This is a genomic window from Kouleothrix sp. 19917, from assembly GCF_057073505.1.
On the sequence record NZ_CP097100.1, the window covers coordinates 421,938 to 437,341 of the forward strand.

The 15,404-nt window shown below is 65.1% G+C and carries 18 protein-coding genes and 2 pseudogenes; 7 read left to right on the plus strand and 13 right to left on the minus strand.

Annotated features, from left to right (window positions below; genetic code table 11):
- Window positions 1-16: 16 nt before the first annotated feature.
- From M1P90_RS36915 to M1P90_RS36940, 6 genes are all read left to right on the plus strand, one after another.
- On the plus strand, window positions 17-769 hold the full coding sequence (locus tag M1P90_RS36915; protein ID WP_483704925.1) for a hypothetical protein: 753 nt from the start codon (window positions 17-19) through the stop codon (window positions 767-769).
- Between the two features lie 158 nt (window positions 770-927).
- Window positions 928-1,227 (plus strand): hypothetical protein, encoded by a 300-nt coding sequence (locus M1P90_RS36920; protein ID WP_483704927.1) that lies wholly within the window; start codon window positions 928-930, stop codon window positions 1,225-1,227.
- Complete coding sequence (locus M1P90_RS36925) at window positions 1,224-1,691, plus strand: hypothetical protein (RefSeq protein ID WP_483704929.1); 468 nt, start codon at window positions 1,224-1,226, stop codon at window positions 1,689-1,691. Before M1P90_RS36920 ends, M1P90_RS36925 begins: the two co-directional genes overlap by 4 nt.
- Window positions 1,678-1,935, plus strand: a complete 258-nt coding sequence (locus tag M1P90_RS36930; RefSeq protein ID WP_483704931.1) for a hypothetical protein — start codon at window positions 1,678-1,680, stop codon at window positions 1,933-1,935. Before M1P90_RS36925 ends, M1P90_RS36930 begins: the two co-directional genes overlap by 14 nt.
- Window positions 1,936-1,958: 23 nt before the next feature.
- A complete protein-coding gene (locus tag M1P90_RS36935; RefSeq protein ID WP_483704933.1) occupies window positions 1,959-2,201 on the plus strand; it encodes a hypothetical protein in 243 nt (80 codons plus the stop codon).
- Window positions 2,202-2,439: 238 nt separating this feature from the next.
- On the plus strand, window positions 2,440-2,928 hold the full coding sequence (locus M1P90_RS36940; protein ID WP_483704935.1) for a hypothetical protein: 489 nt from the start codon (window positions 2,440-2,442) through the stop codon (window positions 2,926-2,928).
- Window positions 2,929-3,109: 181 nt separating this feature from the next.
- Here M1P90_RS36940 and M1P90_RS36945 read toward each other — a convergent pair whose 3' ends face one another.
- The 3 genes and pseudogenes from M1P90_RS36945 to M1P90_RS36955 form a co-directional block, all read right to left on the minus strand.
- Window positions 3,110-4,039 (minus strand): ATP-binding protein, encoded by a 930-nt coding sequence (locus tag M1P90_RS36945; RefSeq protein ID WP_483704937.1) that lies wholly within the window; start codon window positions 4,037-4,039, stop codon window positions 3,110-3,112.
- Between the two features lie 15 nt (window positions 4,040-4,054).
- Window positions 4,055-4,213, minus strand: a pseudogene (locus M1P90_RS36950) (histidine kinase dimerization/phospho-acceptor domain-containing protein); the annotation flags it as partial.
- A gap of 185 nt (window positions 4,214-4,398) precedes the next feature.
- Window positions 4,399-4,725 (minus strand): annotated as a pseudogene (locus M1P90_RS36955) (PAS domain S-box protein); the annotation flags it as partial.
- A gap of 541 nt (window positions 4,726-5,266) precedes the next feature.
- Here M1P90_RS36955 and M1P90_RS36960 point away from each other — a divergent pair.
- Complete coding sequence (locus tag M1P90_RS36960) at window positions 5,267-5,839, plus strand: hypothetical protein (RefSeq protein WP_483704939.1); 573 nt, start codon at window positions 5,267-5,269, stop codon at window positions 5,837-5,839.
- A 27-nt stretch (window positions 5,840-5,866) separates the two neighbouring features.
- Here the strand turns inward: M1P90_RS36960 and M1P90_RS36965 are convergent, their stop codons facing one another.
- The 10 genes from M1P90_RS36965 to M1P90_RS37010 all read right to left on the minus strand — a co-directional run bounded on the left by M1P90_RS36965 (window position 5,867) and on the right by M1P90_RS37010 (window position 15,401).
- A complete protein-coding gene (locus tag M1P90_RS36965; RefSeq protein WP_483704941.1) occupies window positions 5,867-6,235 on the minus strand; it encodes a hypothetical protein in 369 nt (122 codons plus the stop codon).
- Between the two features lie 217 nt (window positions 6,236-6,452).
- Entirely contained in the window at window positions 6,453-7,022 is a 570-nt protein-coding gene (locus tag M1P90_RS36970) for a hypothetical protein (protein WP_483704943.1), read from the minus strand.
- A 39-nt stretch (window positions 7,023-7,061) separates the two neighbouring features.
- Window positions 7,062-7,394 carry a hypothetical protein gene (locus tag M1P90_RS36975; RefSeq protein ID WP_483704945.1) on the minus strand — a complete coding sequence of 111 codons (333 nt, stop codon included), beginning with the start codon at window positions 7,392-7,394 and terminating at the stop codon, window positions 7,062-7,064.
- Window positions 7,395-7,541: 147 nt separating this feature from the next.
- Window positions 7,542-8,732 (minus strand): tyrosine-type recombinase/integrase, encoded by a 1,191-nt coding sequence (locus M1P90_RS36980; RefSeq protein ID WP_483704947.1) that lies wholly within the window; start codon window positions 8,730-8,732, stop codon window positions 7,542-7,544.
- 34 nt (window positions 8,733-8,766) lie between these two features.
- Window positions 8,767-9,522 (minus strand): TatD family hydrolase, encoded by a 756-nt coding sequence (locus M1P90_RS36985; protein WP_483704949.1) that lies wholly within the window; start codon window positions 9,520-9,522, stop codon window positions 8,767-8,769.
- On the minus strand, window positions 9,522-10,826 hold the full coding sequence (gene qatC / locus M1P90_RS36990) for a Qat anti-phage system QueC-like protein QatC (protein ID WP_483704951.1): 1,305 nt from the start codon (window positions 10,824-10,826) through the stop codon (window positions 9,522-9,524). Before qatC ends, M1P90_RS36985 begins: the two co-directional genes overlap by 1 nt.
- 82 nt (window positions 10,827-10,908) lie before the next feature.
- On the minus strand, window positions 10,909-11,616 hold the full coding sequence (locus M1P90_RS36995; protein WP_483704953.1) for a hypothetical protein: 708 nt from the start codon (window positions 11,614-11,616) through the stop codon (window positions 10,909-10,911).
- The gene (locus tag M1P90_RS37000; protein WP_483704955.1) at window positions 11,616-13,415 is read right to left on the minus strand and encodes a KAP family P-loop NTPase fold protein; all 1,800 of its coding nucleotides are present in this window, start codon (window positions 13,413-13,415) and stop codon (window positions 11,616-11,618) included. Before M1P90_RS37000 ends, M1P90_RS36995 begins: the two co-directional genes overlap by 1 nt.
- A gap of 177 nt (window positions 13,416-13,592) precedes the next feature.
- A complete protein-coding gene (locus M1P90_RS37005; RefSeq protein ID WP_483704957.1) occupies window positions 13,593-14,234 on the minus strand; it encodes a hypothetical protein in 642 nt (213 codons plus the stop codon).
- Window positions 14,235-14,576: 342 nt separating this feature from the next.
- On the minus strand, window positions 14,577-15,401 hold the full coding sequence (locus M1P90_RS37010; protein ID WP_483704959.1) for a methyltransferase domain-containing protein: 825 nt from the start codon (window positions 15,399-15,401) through the stop codon (window positions 14,577-14,579).
- Window positions 15,402-15,404: the final 3 nt, after the last annotated feature.

Here is a 15,404-nt window from a genome sequence, read left to right on the forward strand (position 1 = left end):
AAGGAGCTTTTGTTCTATGGAACGTTCGGTGTCTCCATCACTCACCAGTCGTTTTACCCAGCTTGTTGGCGCACCCGAGGATGCCGCGCATCAGGCCCTGCTCGACGACCTGGCCAGGCAGAGTGCGCTGACCACGGCGCTGCTCCAGGTCGCGCTGGGCGTACCAGTCGAGACCCGGGCGCGCGGCCTGGCGCTGCTGCACCCACACCTCGCCAGCGCCGAGGAACGCAACCGTGCGGAATTCGCGATCGACCAGCTGCCGGCCGAGCATCGCGCGGTCGCGTATGGATTGATGGCCGCCGCCGCCACGTCCGCCACGACGCACCGGCGCTGGTTCGAGGCCGAGCTGGCCGCGATCAGCGAGCTAACGAGCGACGTCAAGCGTATTGCGGCGCTCGAACGCGCCGCCGGTCACACTCCCGGCGCGCTCTGGGATGAGCTGCTTGCGGCGGCGGGGGCCATCCCCAACGAGGCGCGGCGGGGGAAAGCGTTCCGCCAGTTGCTGCCGCGCGTCCCGGAGCGCCTGCTCCCCGCCGTCATGCGCGCGATGCTCGCCGCGCGGCGGCCGGACGTCTACATCGACGCGCTGTCGGCGCTGGTGCCGGTGGTCTCAGACCGCTCACTGCCTATCTTGCGCGAGCGCATCGAACACATTCCTGAGGACAGGCGCGCGGAAGCTGTCGCCGCGCTGGCGCGCCGCGAGGCCGAGGGGCGGAGCTGGCAGGGCCCTATTCGCATGGTGTTTGAAGGAGGGGGCGAACGCCCGTGAGCATCGCACCATAGACCGGATGGCCCGCGCAGCAACCCATGCTCCCGTCATCGCCTATTCCCCCTTGACAATGTGTGGTACATTGTGGTACATTTATGCCACTTCGTACCACACAAACATCGTAGCACAGGATCGACAGCGCGAGACGGAGGCGGCCGATGAGTCAATCTACGATGCTTTCGATGCTTGTTATGCTTCAGATACTCCAGTTGCTCGGATTCGGCGCGGGCTTGCTGGTGCTGAGCCGCAAAGTTCAGGCCGCGCTCGATCGTCGCTCCGTCTCGCTGTGGCGTCTGGCAATGAGCGCCGCCAGCAGCGAGCATGCGCAGACGCTGCGCACGGAGGTCCAGTTGGCAATGCGGGAGATCAAGCGCGTCGAGGCGGCGGTCAACCAAGAGTTTCTCCGCAACCTCCTGGAGCACCCAGTCTACAGACCATCAGTCGCGAGGGCAGCATGAGTGTCCCTACACCACCAGACACATCTGATACCAGCGATCCCGCCGATCGCCGATACCGAAACACGAGCCTCCGGCTCCCCGACGAGGAGCGCGCGATGCTGCTCGCCCTGATCGACGCGGGCGAGGTCCCGGATCTGGCGACCGTGGTACGCGAGAGCATTCGCGCGCGCTACGCACGCATGCAGGTATCGCGCGGTGCCGCGTGGCCGGAAGCGGTCATCCCCGCGCTGCTGCTCGGGCCTACGGCAAACGGCGCGCCCTATACATGTCCGTTTACTGGCGAGGTGTTGATTGGCCGTGTTGGCCTCTCGATCCTGCCCGGGCCAGTCGTTGGCCCGTATGTGAGCGCGCGATTTCTGACCGACGAGAGCCTGCTCCACCCGGCGCCTGGTGAGCCTCCGCCCGTTCCAGAGGCTGTAGCGGTTGCGCCGAGCCGTGAGGATGGCTCCGATGCTGCGCCTTGAGCAGGACGGCGATCTGTATGTGCTGGAATATTACGGCGCTGACGACGCCGGCGTCAGCGCGCTGCTCGGCATCGAATACTCCGACGATCCGCGCATCCAGGCTGTGGGTCCCAGCGCCTCGCTGCACGATGCCATGGACGGCGTGCGCGTCGAGCTGGGCCGCGCGATGACCGTGAGCCGACCGGCGACCGAGGCGATCGCCGAACTGGTCGGCCTGGAACTGATCAATTCTGTCTTTCCATAAATGAGCCGGATCTTGGAGATGCCATGACAACCGCACCACTGCCAACATCCCACCAGGCGGCCACGGCCGCGCTGTCCGACCTGCTAGGCAGCGCGCCGATCTGGAGCGAGCGCGACGTCGATCTGGCCCGCACGCTGCTTCTTTTTGGCGGCGCTGCCGCGGAAGCCGCGCTGCTCGCGTGGGTGGAGGCGCAGCACGCCTACCCGCACGCGCTCCTGGCCCACCTCGCAAATACCCTCCCGATAATAATGATGATTGTGACATAGCTGCGAGGGGTTTTGGGGGTGATTCGATGACGTATCGATGACAACGATAGAGCTGCGTACCTCTTCGCGGGCGCCAGTATGGCCGTGATTGCCGGGCCCCTCGCCATCCGGCAGCGACGCGCATGTTGACCGTAGGACCGCCGAGGTGGCCATCCCACCTATTGGGAGTTTGCCGGCACTCCATTACACCCTGCTATGCTACAATGCCCGAATAGTCTTGAAGAGGCTAGCGATTGCTATGGCAACAGACATCGGCGAGTATATCGTCGGAGCATATCTCAAACTGGTCAATCACTGTGATGTCATTGACTACAACGCACGCACGCCAGGTGGCGGTTTAGAAGGTCTGAACGAACTCGACGTCATCGGCCTGGACTTTCGACAGAAAACAGCCTATCTCTGCGAAGTCACCACCCACCTGAACGGCATCCTCTACGGCACGGGGCCAAAAACGGTTGAGCGTATTTATAAGAAGTATCAGCGCCAGCGTGCGTATGCAGAAACATACTTATCGGACTTCCCCATACGCCACTACATGTTCTGGTCACCGTACGTTCCCGAAGGCTATATCACACGCGAGCTTCGGGCGATGGATGGTCTCGAACTCGTCATCAATAAAGAATATACTGCTCGCATTCGGGAGCTTCAAGCCCTAGCTAAACAGACAACTCACGACGCCAACAATCCTTTCTTTCGGGTTCTGCAGATTCTTGAACACTTGCGATAAGTTGCAGCGGACGTCGCTACGCGTCGACAAGAGCGCTGCTTGGGTGAGTTGTTCGATAATTTATCGCCCCGTTGTTCGGAAATTTGTTCCCGATTGTTCGAGAATTATTTCGGATTGTTCGGAAATTCGTTCACCCAGGTCATCTGTTCGCCGTCAGGGTTTCACCGTCATCCACTCGTGCTCATTTCTTGCCGCAGCGCTGTGCGCACGTGAGATAGCAGCGTCGCCGGCGTAAATGGCTTCTGGAGATAGCCGGCGAGGCCCTCGATCGCCCCTGGCCGGCGATGGTGCGCCCCGGGTATCCCGACATGAATAGAACCTTGAGATCGGGCCGGTGCGGCAGCAGGTGCTCGGCGAGCGTCTTGCCGCCCATCTGCGGCATCACCACATCGGCCAGTAAGAGATCGATCGGGCCGTGGTGGGCGGCCAGCACTTCCAGCGCGTCCGCGCCGTTGTCGGCCTCCAATACCGTATAGCCTTGCTCGCGCAGCACGCGCGCGGCCATCGCGCGTACGGCCGGCTCGTCCTCGACCACCAGCACGGTTGTCCCCGGAGGCAGGGCCTGCGCACCATCGACGGCGCCTCCGTCCTCCCGCGGCATCACGTCGAGCGGATCGGCCGTGGCGGGCAGGACGATGCGCACGGTCGTGCCCTCGCCAAGGTGCGAGTCGATCTGAATCAGACCACCATGTTGCTCAATAATCCCGTAGCAGGTGGCCAGCCCGAGCCCGGTCCCCTCACCGACCGGCTTGGTCGTGAAGAACGGGTCAAATGCCTGGGCCAGCACCTCGGGCGCCATGCCCGTGCCCGTGTCACTGACAAGCAGGAGGACGGCGGGGGCGGGGCTGAGGGATGAAGGATCAGGGATGAAGCCCCCCTTCATCCCTGATCCTTCCGTCTTAATCGTGATCTTTCCGCCGTTCGGCATAGCGTCGCGGGCATTGACCGCCAGATTGATGAGCACCTGCTCGATCTGACCGGCGTCGACCCGCACATGCGGCAGCCCATCGCCCGGCAGTACGACCAGTTCGATGTCCTCGCCGATCAGTCGGCGCGGCATGCGGTCAAGATCAAAAATCAGGTCGTTGAGCGGCAGCACCGTGGGCGTCATCACCTGCTTGCGCGCAAAGGCCAGGAGCTGACGTGTGAGCGCGGCCGCGCGCTGCGCGGCGGTACGAATCTCGGCGAGATCGCTGCGCGCCTCACTCGCGTCGGGGAGGCCGGCCGCGGCCAGCTTGGCATAGCCCAGGATAGCAGCCAGGATGTTGTTGTAATCGTGCGCGATGCCCGCCGGCGAGCCGTCCGACCCCCTCCAGCTTCTGAGCCTGAAGGAGTTGCGCTTCCAGAGTCTTGCGCGCGGTTACATCGCGGGCCGCAACCAACAGGTGTGGAGCCCCCTGCCAGGTCACGTCCGCGATGTCGACGTCCAGGACGCTCCACGCGCCGTCGGCATGCTGGACGCGGACGGTGGCGGAGGACGTGCCGCGCGCGCACGCTGTGGACATGAGCGAGGTCTTCGTGGTGAATGAGCGGCTCGATCGGCGTTCCCAACAGTACATCTACATCGTGCCCCAGCACAGCCTGGACCGAGGGGCTGACATAGACGCAGCGACCCGTTTGATCGTAGAGCGCGACGATATTGGCTATGTTCTCGGCCAGCAGGCGATAGAGCGCCTCGCGCTCGGCCAGGGCCGCCTCGCTCGCGCGCGGGGCCTGCGCCGCCTGCGCCTGGACGATCCGCGCGCGTGCATACCCACGGAGAAGTGCAAGCAGCGCCGCGAGCGTGACGGCGAACATCAGCCCGACAACGATAAACAAGGGATCTAATAAACTGGGGGCGTGAAAAACGACGAATGCTGCGGCAAGCGATCTGCACCCCCAACAACATCACCAACACCCAGCGCAAGGAACCACGGATCACCGCCATTTTATTGTCCGTTCAGTAAAAAACATGTATCGCCGAAGGAGTCGTCGCAGACGAGCCTGCATACGGCATTATCCCATATGCCCTAAACGAATTGCGTACCTCTCCCGGATCAACTAGACAGCAGTTTGATGACTGCACGAATCACCTTGTGCCCCATCAGGAGCGAGCGCGACCGTTCGAGAGCTGTGCCGTGCGGTGTGGCGATACCTGACACAGAGTGGGGGTCCGCCACCAGGAGCGCGGACGCCTTCTATCATTACTTACCGTCTGCACACCCGGAGCGACACGCCGCGCCCACAAATGTGGGACGAAAAAACACGAAAAACCCCTTGACAGTTTACACTTTTACGTGTAAAATAAATCATGATAGTTTGGCGGATTCCAGCGTTTGATACGGAGAGGATGGGGGGTATGACGATGCAGCAGCAGCTACCGACTACGAACATCAGCGCGCTTCTTCCCACGGTCTTGGAGCCGGTGGGCTTTTGCCCTGGCGACGGCCAGAGCTACCGGATCGCGAGCAGCCTGATTCGCGCGGAGCCACCAACGCGCTTCTTCGCCATTGCGCGCGAAGGCGAGGCGCTGATCGGGGATGTATTCACGCTGGAGCCCGAGCTGCCGTTTGTGGCTTATATCGAGCGCATGGCAGAATTCCACGACCTGGAGTTGCTGTGGGCCGGGTGGCGGGTGTTCCTGTATCTCTGCGGCCGCCCCGACCAGGAGCCGCCAGAGGATCTGCCGCGCTGGCGCGGCGACTGGTGCGCGGCGCTTGCGACGCTGCCGATCGCGACCTATTACGTGAGCGGGACTTACGGCAGCGCCACGATCACAGTCCGGCGGGCCGGGCCCAAAGCGTTTTCGGCGCTGATCACCGACACGGCCGGCCGCGTCTGCGGCGAGGTTCTTAGCTGTTCGAGCGCGGCGAGCGCGCTCCACGAGGCACAGCGCTGCCTGATTGGTGATGTCGCCGCCATCGCCTGCTGAGCGATCAGAAGGCGCGCACACCACGCTTCATGCCGCGTGGTGTGTTTCGCATGGAAGACGTGTGATGATCAGGCGCTTCGCAGTTTGCAGGAACGCGCGTACATCCGCTGGCTGCGCATGGCTGACAAACCAGAGCGCGGCAGGGCCGTCAAGCAGCACTGACGGACCGTCGAGCACCCCTGGGGTATCGCTGATATACACATCAACCGCAGTGCGCTCGGGGTAGATCCGCGAGCCGTACTGAGCCTGCGCCAGCGCATGCTGGGCCTGGCAGCACAGATCGCGCGGTGGGGGCCTCGCCGCGTCGAGCCGCGCCTGGTCGGCCGGCGCGAGCTGCACGGCAAGGAGCCAGATCCCATCGTCCGACTGGCGGACGGAGAAGGCTGGCAGGCTCATCTCTAGCGACTGTGTTGACCTAGCGCTACTCATTGGTATCTTCAGATCCCCACTGCTGCGGCCGACCATAACGTTTCCCCGCCCCTGTGTTGATTCGGATATTGTCGCCTGTTTCGCACAGGATCGCAACCTATCCCAGAAAATGATTCATGTCGCCAGCAGTGACCATCTCGGCGCTGGCAGCGCCCGCGGCTGTGCGATGCGCTTCACAGCTCGTTCACGGATGCTCGGCATAGTAGCCGTGGGCGGCAAGAAACGCGGCGAATGCGACCTGCTCGTCCTCCTTCATCTTTCCAGGAAGGTAGAGGTAGCTTCCCGTAACACGCGACGGCGCAAAGACAAGTGGGATGCGGCTGGGCCGCTCGCCAAGCTGGCGCTCCGTGGCCCGGAATCGCGCCTCAGCCGGCTCGTCAGGCAGGGCAATCGCACGCGCTGCCTCGAAGGCGTCCAGGAAATCGGTAGGATCGTAGAACCAGGTTTTTTCGAGAAGGTGATAAAACCAGTCCGGTTCGTCCAGGCGGTCGTAGGTGATCTGGTAGCCAGAGGCCGGGCATTCGATTGCGAAATCAGTCAGGAGCCAGCGGCCGACCGCCCGCTTGACCTCGGCCTCGGTTCCCTCGGGTAGCGGTGGGTCCTGCTCCCAGCGCTCGGGCGTCATAACCACGGTAAACACATCGGTATATTTCGTGGCCGCGAGGTCGCTTGCGCTTATCCCAAGCTCGCGCCGTTTCGGCCACCTCGGAAAGACGTTCATCCACTCCGCGGCGCTCATGGTGCGTGCTGCCATATGATGTACTCCTTCCGCTCCTTGTTTCAACAGCCCAAATTATAGCGGCGGCTCTATCTGCGCCGGCCGGCGCATCCAGTGCGGCTTCTCGGGATCGGGGTGCGGGCCGAAGCCGTGCCGCTCGGCCCAGGTGCGGAGCTGCTCAGCAGTCAGGCCAGGGTCGTCCTGGTCGGGGTCGAACCAGACGTCGATAGGCAGATGGCCGTAGGCTGCCAGGATGACCGCGCCGATCTTCGAGCCCAGCCCCTGAGCGCGATAGCTGTGGCCGCGGGTGTAGAAACCTGAGTCCACAAGAAGGTGGCGCAGCACAAGGTGGTCGGGGTAGAGCACGACGGTCACCATCGCGGCCCGCTCGCCAGGAGCCATGAGCAACGTGGTTGCCTCCAGGCCGCCCTGGCGATTTTCGTCCTCACGGATACGCTTCCAGTGAAAGCCCGGAATCAGCGGAAGCTGGGGATGGACGAGCGATTGTGTAGCGCCTGCTCGTGTGGTGGTCTGCATATATGCCTCTTCCACGTATTATTGGCCGTTCTCGGTGTCGCCTGAAGTCGACGGTCGTACACCACCCCGCGAGCGCTCACGCGCGGCTGCCGGCGTCGGGATGGTGGCCGGCGGCGCGATCTCCGGAACGCGAAGCCTGGAGGCAGCCCGTTCCTTTGCCTTCTCGCCGCGGTGGTCATACTTCGCGGTCGTGCGGATGTCAGCGTGTCCCGCCATCTTTTGCGCCACGGACAGGTCCTCGCCGGCCTCGAGCAGATCGCTGATGAACGTCCGCCGGAAATCGTGGGGAGCCAGTGGATCGGTCATTGCCGCCTTTACGCGCTCGACCAGCGCGTCGCGCACGCCGCCCGGTGTCAGCCGGCGGGTGGAGATGTGTCCACCCTTGCGGATGCTGACGAACAGCGGGTGCGGCCTTTTCGGCTCCAGGCCAATCGCCTCGTTGCGCACCGCGATCCAGCGCTCGAGCGCCTCGATGGCGCCGCCGACAACGTACACGGTCCGCCCGACGTTGCCCTTGCCGCGGCGCACCTTGAGCGTGTGCTTTTTGGTGTTGTAGTCCTCGACATTGAACTCGCTCAGCTCACTCCGGCGCACGCCGGTCGAGTACAGCACCGCAACCATAGCCTGGTCGCGCCGGCCGAGCGGCCCAGGGTCCTGCGCACACAACTGGAGCAGCGCCTCGATCTCGTCGGCTTCGATCCGCCGTCCTTTGGGCTCGGCTTCGCCACGGAACGTTGGAATCTTGATCGCGCGCTGGTAGTCGTCGCCGTTCATCAGCCCGAGCTGAAAGCACTCCCCAAGCACCCCGCGCAGGGCCGCGCGATATTTGTTCGCGGTCGTGAACGACAGCCGGCGCGGCGCTTCCGTTGGGCCGCGCTCGCCGCCGGCATCGACGTCCACGTCGTCCTGATCCGCGTGGACACAGGTGTTGATCAGCTCGTAGAGCCGCATGGTGTCCTCGCGGCGCAGCTCCTCCCAGGGGACAAACAGATACCGCATATCGCGCCCGGCATCGTCGCGCACCTCCGGGACACCCCAGAAGCCCGCCAGGGCATTCAGCGCGCTGCGCATCGTGCGCTCCGCGTGGCCGGCGTAGCGCCTGAGGTAGTTGGTCGCTGGATGCTGATCGAGCCACTGATCGGTCACGTGCGGCGCGAGCGCAGCGATCTGCGGCGGAAGGATGATCAGTCCCGTTTGCTCACTTGTCATAATCAAAGTCCCTTCTGGGGAAACATGTTTAGGGTCAATTCTCTCGGTCGGCATCGCCGTGGCCAAGCAGAGCGCGAAAGGTGCCGTAGACGCACCCTCTCACCACTTCCAACGGTTCTTGCCAGAGTGCGGCGAGGTAATCATAGACCCGTCGAACATCGGTCGGAACTGCTGGCTGCCCGCCGATACGCGCGTACGGACCATCGGTCTCAACCAGCGCCTGCTGCGGTGGGACGCGGGCGATCACCTGTTTGCCGCGGCTGCTCTGCAGCATCGCCGGGTTGATCGACACCGCGTGACCATCCGCGAGCAGCGCGTCGAGCGTCGCGAGCGACCCGGAATACCAGTGCCAGATGCATGGCCCGACCGCCGCTTGCTGGAGGTGCTCCAGCACCGCTGTCTCGGCGCCGCGGCTATGCAGCGAGAGCAGCTTGGCACGGCCGCCAACGGCCGCCAGCACCTTCCGAAACGCAGTCTCCTGGACAGCACGCGTGGCCCGGCCGGCGCGAGAGAAATCGAGCCCGACCTCGCCGATGTACGATGTCGTTTCGAGGTAGCGGCGAAACAGCTCCCACTCCAGCGCGGGAAAGCGGTGTACCAGCAACGGGTGGACGCCGAGCGCCAGCCGCACCTTGGCGTGGGCGCGAGCCCGGTGGCGCAGGCGCTCATAGACCGACGGCGCCTCAGTCATCGCGACCACAATCGTGTCGCTTGCTTCCAGCGGCGCCAGGACCGCTTCAGGGTCGCGGTACTGAAACACGTGGCAGTGGCTGTCGACGAATGGTGGCATCAGTCGTCCTCCAGGCCGGCAAACTGCCGCACCTCCCCGCTCGACCGCGCCACCAGCCAGGCCCGCAGCTCGGCCAGGCCCTGCTCATACACGCGTGCCGCTGTCCGGATGTCGACGCCTGGCGGCAGCGGGCCAGCGACGAGCGGGGCCAGAGTCGGGTCGCGCAGCGGGTCGGCCCAGGACTGCAGCGCGATGAACAGCGCCCGCGCATCGTGGCCGCGCGCGCTTGTCCCCTCGAACAGCGACATGTCGCTGGTGACATCCCAGAGATAGTCGTCCGCGCGATCGGCGCCAACGGCGTGGAGCGCGCCGCGTCGGATGAGACACGGAAAGCAGTAGCCACAATTGCCCGGGCGCGCGCCGATGTAGCGGCCGGCCTCCGGGTGCGCGCAGGAGACCGTCTCGCGAGCATACCGGCCCAGTAGATCCGGGTTCCGGCTGCCCGCGAGCATCTCTCCCTTGGTCCGATCGGCATAGGGAGTGTGGATCGGGTTACTGATGCCCAGGCGGTCAAGCGCGGCCCGCAGCCGATCGAGGAAATAGGGGTGGGTGGTGCGGGTGCTGCAGCTCCCCAACCGGGCGCGGATCAGCGGCACGTTCAGCGCGATAAACCCGTTCTCGGGGACGTAGAGCGGCACGGCCGGTCCGATCGCCGCGGCGGCCGCGATGCCGAGCGCGATGAACAGCAGCGAGCGGCTGCGGGTCGACGGCTCACGGCCAGCGGGAAGCGGCGCCGCCTGCGCCTGTGACCGAGGGGCCGGGCGCACCCGGATCTGGAGCAGGCGCAGCCGCGCACCGCCGTAGGCCGCGCGTAGCGCCTCTGCGAGCCGCTGTTGGGGTCCAGGGGTGTGGGCGCTGTCGTAGTGTCCGATCAGCAGCACGCGCGGTCGAGCCGGATCTTCCAGCAGGTCGATCGCGCCGGCGAATGAATCCAGGCCGCCGGAGAACAGGCAGACCGCGTCATAGCGCGACCGCATCCGCGGCCGCACGCGGTGAATCGTGGTCGGCTCCTGGCGCCAACGCGGGTCCCAGTGGTCGCCGGTCAGAAACTGGAGCGCCTCGCGGAGATCGGAGGTCGCCGTCTCCCAGACTGCTGGATCGGATGCCGGCGCATGTACGGTAAACGACCGGGTCCAGCGATCCGGGGCGTCGTCGCGCGGCGTCACCTTGTCCCCGACGTAGACGGCGGACGCCAGCAGCAACAGCTCGCGCGCCACGGCCGGCAGCGCACCGGCCCGCTCGACCAGCTGCTCCAGGTTGGCGCTGATCGTCGATGCGGCAGTGGTCGGGAGCAGATCGAGCACCAGAGCATCCGCAGCGCCACCTGGAATGGGGTGGCGCCCGCTTGTGCGAATCACTATCGATGTCGAGGGCATCGTCATCCTTTCACCGGCCCACCTCGGCCTCAAGCTGGGCGTAGGCGCTCGTCAGCAGATGCCCCACCAGGTCACGCCCCTCCGCGCCCTCCCAATCGACGGCCAGGGCGTCCACACCCCCGAGATCCAGCTGGGCCTGGGCGACCACATATGCATGCAGGTCGCGCTCGACACGCACCGCATCCGTGGCCGTGAGCGCGCCGCCGGCGAGCTGTGCGCCGAGCTCCTGGAGCAGGCGCTGGAACACGCACTCGACGAGCAGTGCTGCGATCAGATCCGCGATCGCTCCTGCATCAAGCGCTGCGGCGGCCGGATCGGGCAGCTCCTGCGCCAGCACCGCGATCAAGGCCGCGCGTGCGTCGGCCTCGTCGAGAGTCCGGTTCGGGCCGGCGAGCGCGTCGATGATCCCCGCTAGCACCACGCCCGGACCCTGACCGACCAGATCTCCCAGCCCACGGTCGACGAGGGTGGCGTCCAGCCCCTGGCGGGCGACTCCGGCAAGAAAGCCGCCGAGTGCCTGCGCGACGCGCTGTGCGGCGGGATAGGACCGGGCCGCCGCGGCGGCGCCCCCGTGGGCGGCGACGTACGCCGCCCCGACCGCCGCGGCCGTCGTCTGCGTACCCTGCGCCCCACCCTGGCGGGCAAAGGTTGTGGCCTGGCGCTTGGCGGCCGGCCAGCCACCGCCGGTTGGCGCGACATAGTCGCTCGATGTTCCCATCAGCGGCGCGGGGCGCGCGGTCGGGCCAGCCCGTCGAGCGCCTGCTGTGCTGCCCGCGCCAGGCCCGGCGCGTTCTCGAGCTTGACCCACTCACGGAGCAGTCCACGCACCTCCTCGGGGATGGCGTCACGCGGGAAGGTGGTGGCCAGGCTCACCGCAAACGCTGGCTGGATGCGCTGCGGCGGCGTGCCCTGCAGCGCACGCACGAGCGCTGGGGTGAAGGCCGGCCGCCGCTGGGCCAGCGTGAGGATCAGCGTCCCGATCTGCTCGCCGATCGCACGCGGGTCGCGCTGGAACTGGTCGAGCAGTACGTCGTAGAGCGCGCGGAAGCCCTCGTCGGGAAGCTCGGCCGCGGTCGTAAGCGCCTGCCGCCGGACCGCCGCGCTCTCCGACCGCAGGTTGCCGAGGATCTCCTGCAGCTGGGGGGTGAGCCGGCGTGGGGTGTCGAGCGCGAGCTGCACCCGGTCGCGCGCGGCGGAATAGTAGGACTCCAGATTAGTGCCGGCCAATGGGGGCTCCAGCGCGAGCCAGGTGACTAGCCCGGGGTCGGCGAGCCAGCCCTCGGCGTGGCCCTCGATCGGCCGGCGCGCCCGCTCTTCGAGCGGGCCAAGCTCGGCGGCGAACCCACCGCCCCCACGCTGCCAGCCGAACAGCTCGCGAAACGCGGTCTCGTGAAAGTACTCGAGCACCATCAGCTTGGCCATCACAGCCATGTCGAGGTTGACGTTGCGGACCTGCGCCAGGCGCTGCCGGAGGATGAGGGTGTTGAGAAACCGCTTGAGCTGGCGCGGGTTGCCCTGGAGGTTCGCGCACAGGATCGGCGCCACCCGCGCCGTCAGCGCGAAGAACGCCATCAGCTCTTCGGAGAGCTCGCCCTCCAGCTGTTCGCGGGCGATCCCCTCGTTCAGCGCGACGTCCAGGCCCGGCGTCCGCCGGTTCTCGGCCGCGCAGGCAACCAGCGTGTTGAAGCGCGCGCCGTCGAGATAGCGCTGGCAGCCGAGCAGGTTCAAATACCCCTCCGCCTCGGCGGCGTTCAGTGGTGGAATGACAAGCGGGATCTGGACGATCTTCTCCAGGTAGTCGCGGCCGATCTCCAGCTGCTGCCCGGGCAGCTCCGGGTAGCGCGTCGCGATCGCGTGGCGGATGATCCGCATGTCGGCGCCGATCACAAAGACTGTCTTCTCGACCGCCAGAAACAGACGGATCGCCTCAAGCGTGTCCAGGATGGCGTTGGGCAGGCAACGGTCGAGATCGTCGATAAACACAACCAGCGCCTCAAGTTCGAGCTCCTTGAGGATGGTCTTGAAATCGTGCCGGAAGTCGCCGATCCGCTGCTCGATCGGCTCGGCAGCTGCCTCCTTCTGGTCCTCTTTGAGCACCTCGTCGGCCACCTCCTCGGTGCCTTTGACGATCTCGGGCACGTCGGCCAGCGCCGGCATCGCCAGCGCCAGACCGGCCGGGTTGTTGTGGGCGAGCAGCGCCAGCGCGCCGGCTCCCTTAGCCCCGGCACCAAGTAGCCGAAACCAGTTGATGCGGCGCACGAGCCGCTTGATGCCGCCGAGCACGCGCTCGCGGGTCTCGTGAGCCATCTGGCCGAGACGGCCGCGCTCGTCGACGACCGCCTGCTGGAGCGTGTTCATGACCGCTGCCATCAGCGCGGCTTTCACATCATCGTAGTCTTCGTGCTGCCAGGGGCTAAAGGTCAGGCAGAGAAACCGCTCCGGCTCGGCCGAAAGGCGTGTCTCGGCCATCCGCATCAGGCTGGACTTGCCGCTACCCCAGTCGGCAAAGACGCCCACGGTCAGCGGCCGGAGCTGCGGCTCCTGCGCCAGAAAGAGGGGGTTTTTGCATATCCCCCCAAAAAGATGTATTATCCGAAATCGTGTAGCATCTCTCGTCAACGGCCGGTCTGGAAGGTGATATTCGGCCTGGTACGGTTATGCAGGCAAAGCCACGTGCAAGTCCTTGCTCCGACGTTAGAACGGCAGTGCTTCATCCGTGTCGAGCCGGAATGGGCGTGGCGCTGGGCGCTCGCCTGCACGTGCGTCCGCTTCGACCGGGGGTTCGTCCGTGAACAAACGACGCAACTGCTCTTCCGAACAGCCGGCAATCGTCGCAAGCCTGGCGACATCCGCAGCTTCATCACCAGGGCGCGGTCGTGGGCAGAGTGCCAGGCGCGCGACACCGATGTCGTCGAGTCCCAGGTAGCATTCGAGTTGCCAGTCGTTCATCTGGAGCCGACGTTGTGTCTCCACGATCAGTTCGGCACAGCGATCGGGATGGTCGTGCGCGTACACGGCCAGGCGAGCAAGCCGGCGTTGTACAGTCGTGCTGGTGCGGGTAAGCTCATCATAGCACATGTCGCAGACTCGCCAGTAGTGCTCGACCATGTAGGCACCAGGCCCAAAGGGATCTGCTGACACAAACATCCCACAGCGCTGACAAGCGAACTGCTGGTAGGATTTGATCTCGGCCATCCAGCACTCATAATCATACTGAGCCAATAGAGGAGAGTCCGGCGCGAACTCGTTCCGGGCCGCCTCGGCAAAGGCGATCAGCTGGTCCAGATACTCGCGTGCGCCGCCGTAGCGCAGGACGAGTTCGTGTCGCGCGATCATAGGCACTCCTTGATCAGGCGGCGCCGGCATCGCATGGACATGCGTTACGATAGCGATCGTTGGCCAGGTGACGCACGGCGCTGCGCGCACTGGTGTTGGCACGAACACGACAGCTCTGATGCACAAGCTGAGCTTGCAGACCAGTTCGGTAGGATGGGGAGAGTATAGCACGTATGTTCGGCAGGCACAAGTGGTCGTCAGGCCAACGCAGCAGGGAAGTGTATGACTACACTATCGATTCCAAGCGGAGGACTTGCCACGATGACAGTGCTAACGGCCTATGTTGTGCGTCCGTTGCAGTGGCTCACTCGCAGCATACCAGACAGAGTACCCACTCTACTCTCACTTGATCCCCAGTACCCGGCAGAAACCGTGAAAAATGAACGTCTCGGCGCTCGCCAATAACCGCTGGTATTCTTCTTCGGCCTGCATCAGCGTATCCGGTGTAACCAGGTGCGCCGTGATCAGTCCGTCGCGGATCTGGCGGATAATCTCGCGCGCCCCGTCCACGTACCATTGTAACCGTTCGGACTCGTGCGAGGCACCCGTAATCGCCCAGCCCTGGCCATCGGCTTGAACGCTCGGAAATCCTACATCCCTGAACAAACCGTACAGCTTGCGCCCGATCCATGGATCGCTGCCCTGGGCCTGTTGCCAGCGATAGATACTTTGCCAGACCTGATCAATGGCGGGGGAGTCGGGGTAGTGTACGATACAGCCGGCTTCCCACTCATACGCACACACCCATCCACCCGGCCGCACAACTCGATACAGTTCCTGAATGACCTGCCGCGGATTCGCGACGTGTTCCAGCACAAAGCGACCGTACACGGCGTCGCAGGCGGCGTCGGGCAACGGGAGGTGGTGCGCATCGCCCTGGAGAAAGCGCATATTCGTGAGGCCCTGGGCAGCCGCCAGGCGCGCGGCCGTGGCAAGCTGCGCCGCTGAGCAGTCGAGGCCGATCACGTGCCCCCGAAGAACGGCACGGGCAGCCTCACGGGCGATCGCGCCGGTGCCACAGCCGATCTCGAGCAGACGCATGCCGGGGTGCAGTTGGGGAAGGAATTCAGCCCCGCCGAGCAGCTTCGCCTGGTGCTCAAGGCGCTCTTGTTCTGCCGCTCCGGTACCATGTATGTACGCCGGGCAGGTGGCCTCAGGGGTCGTCATGGT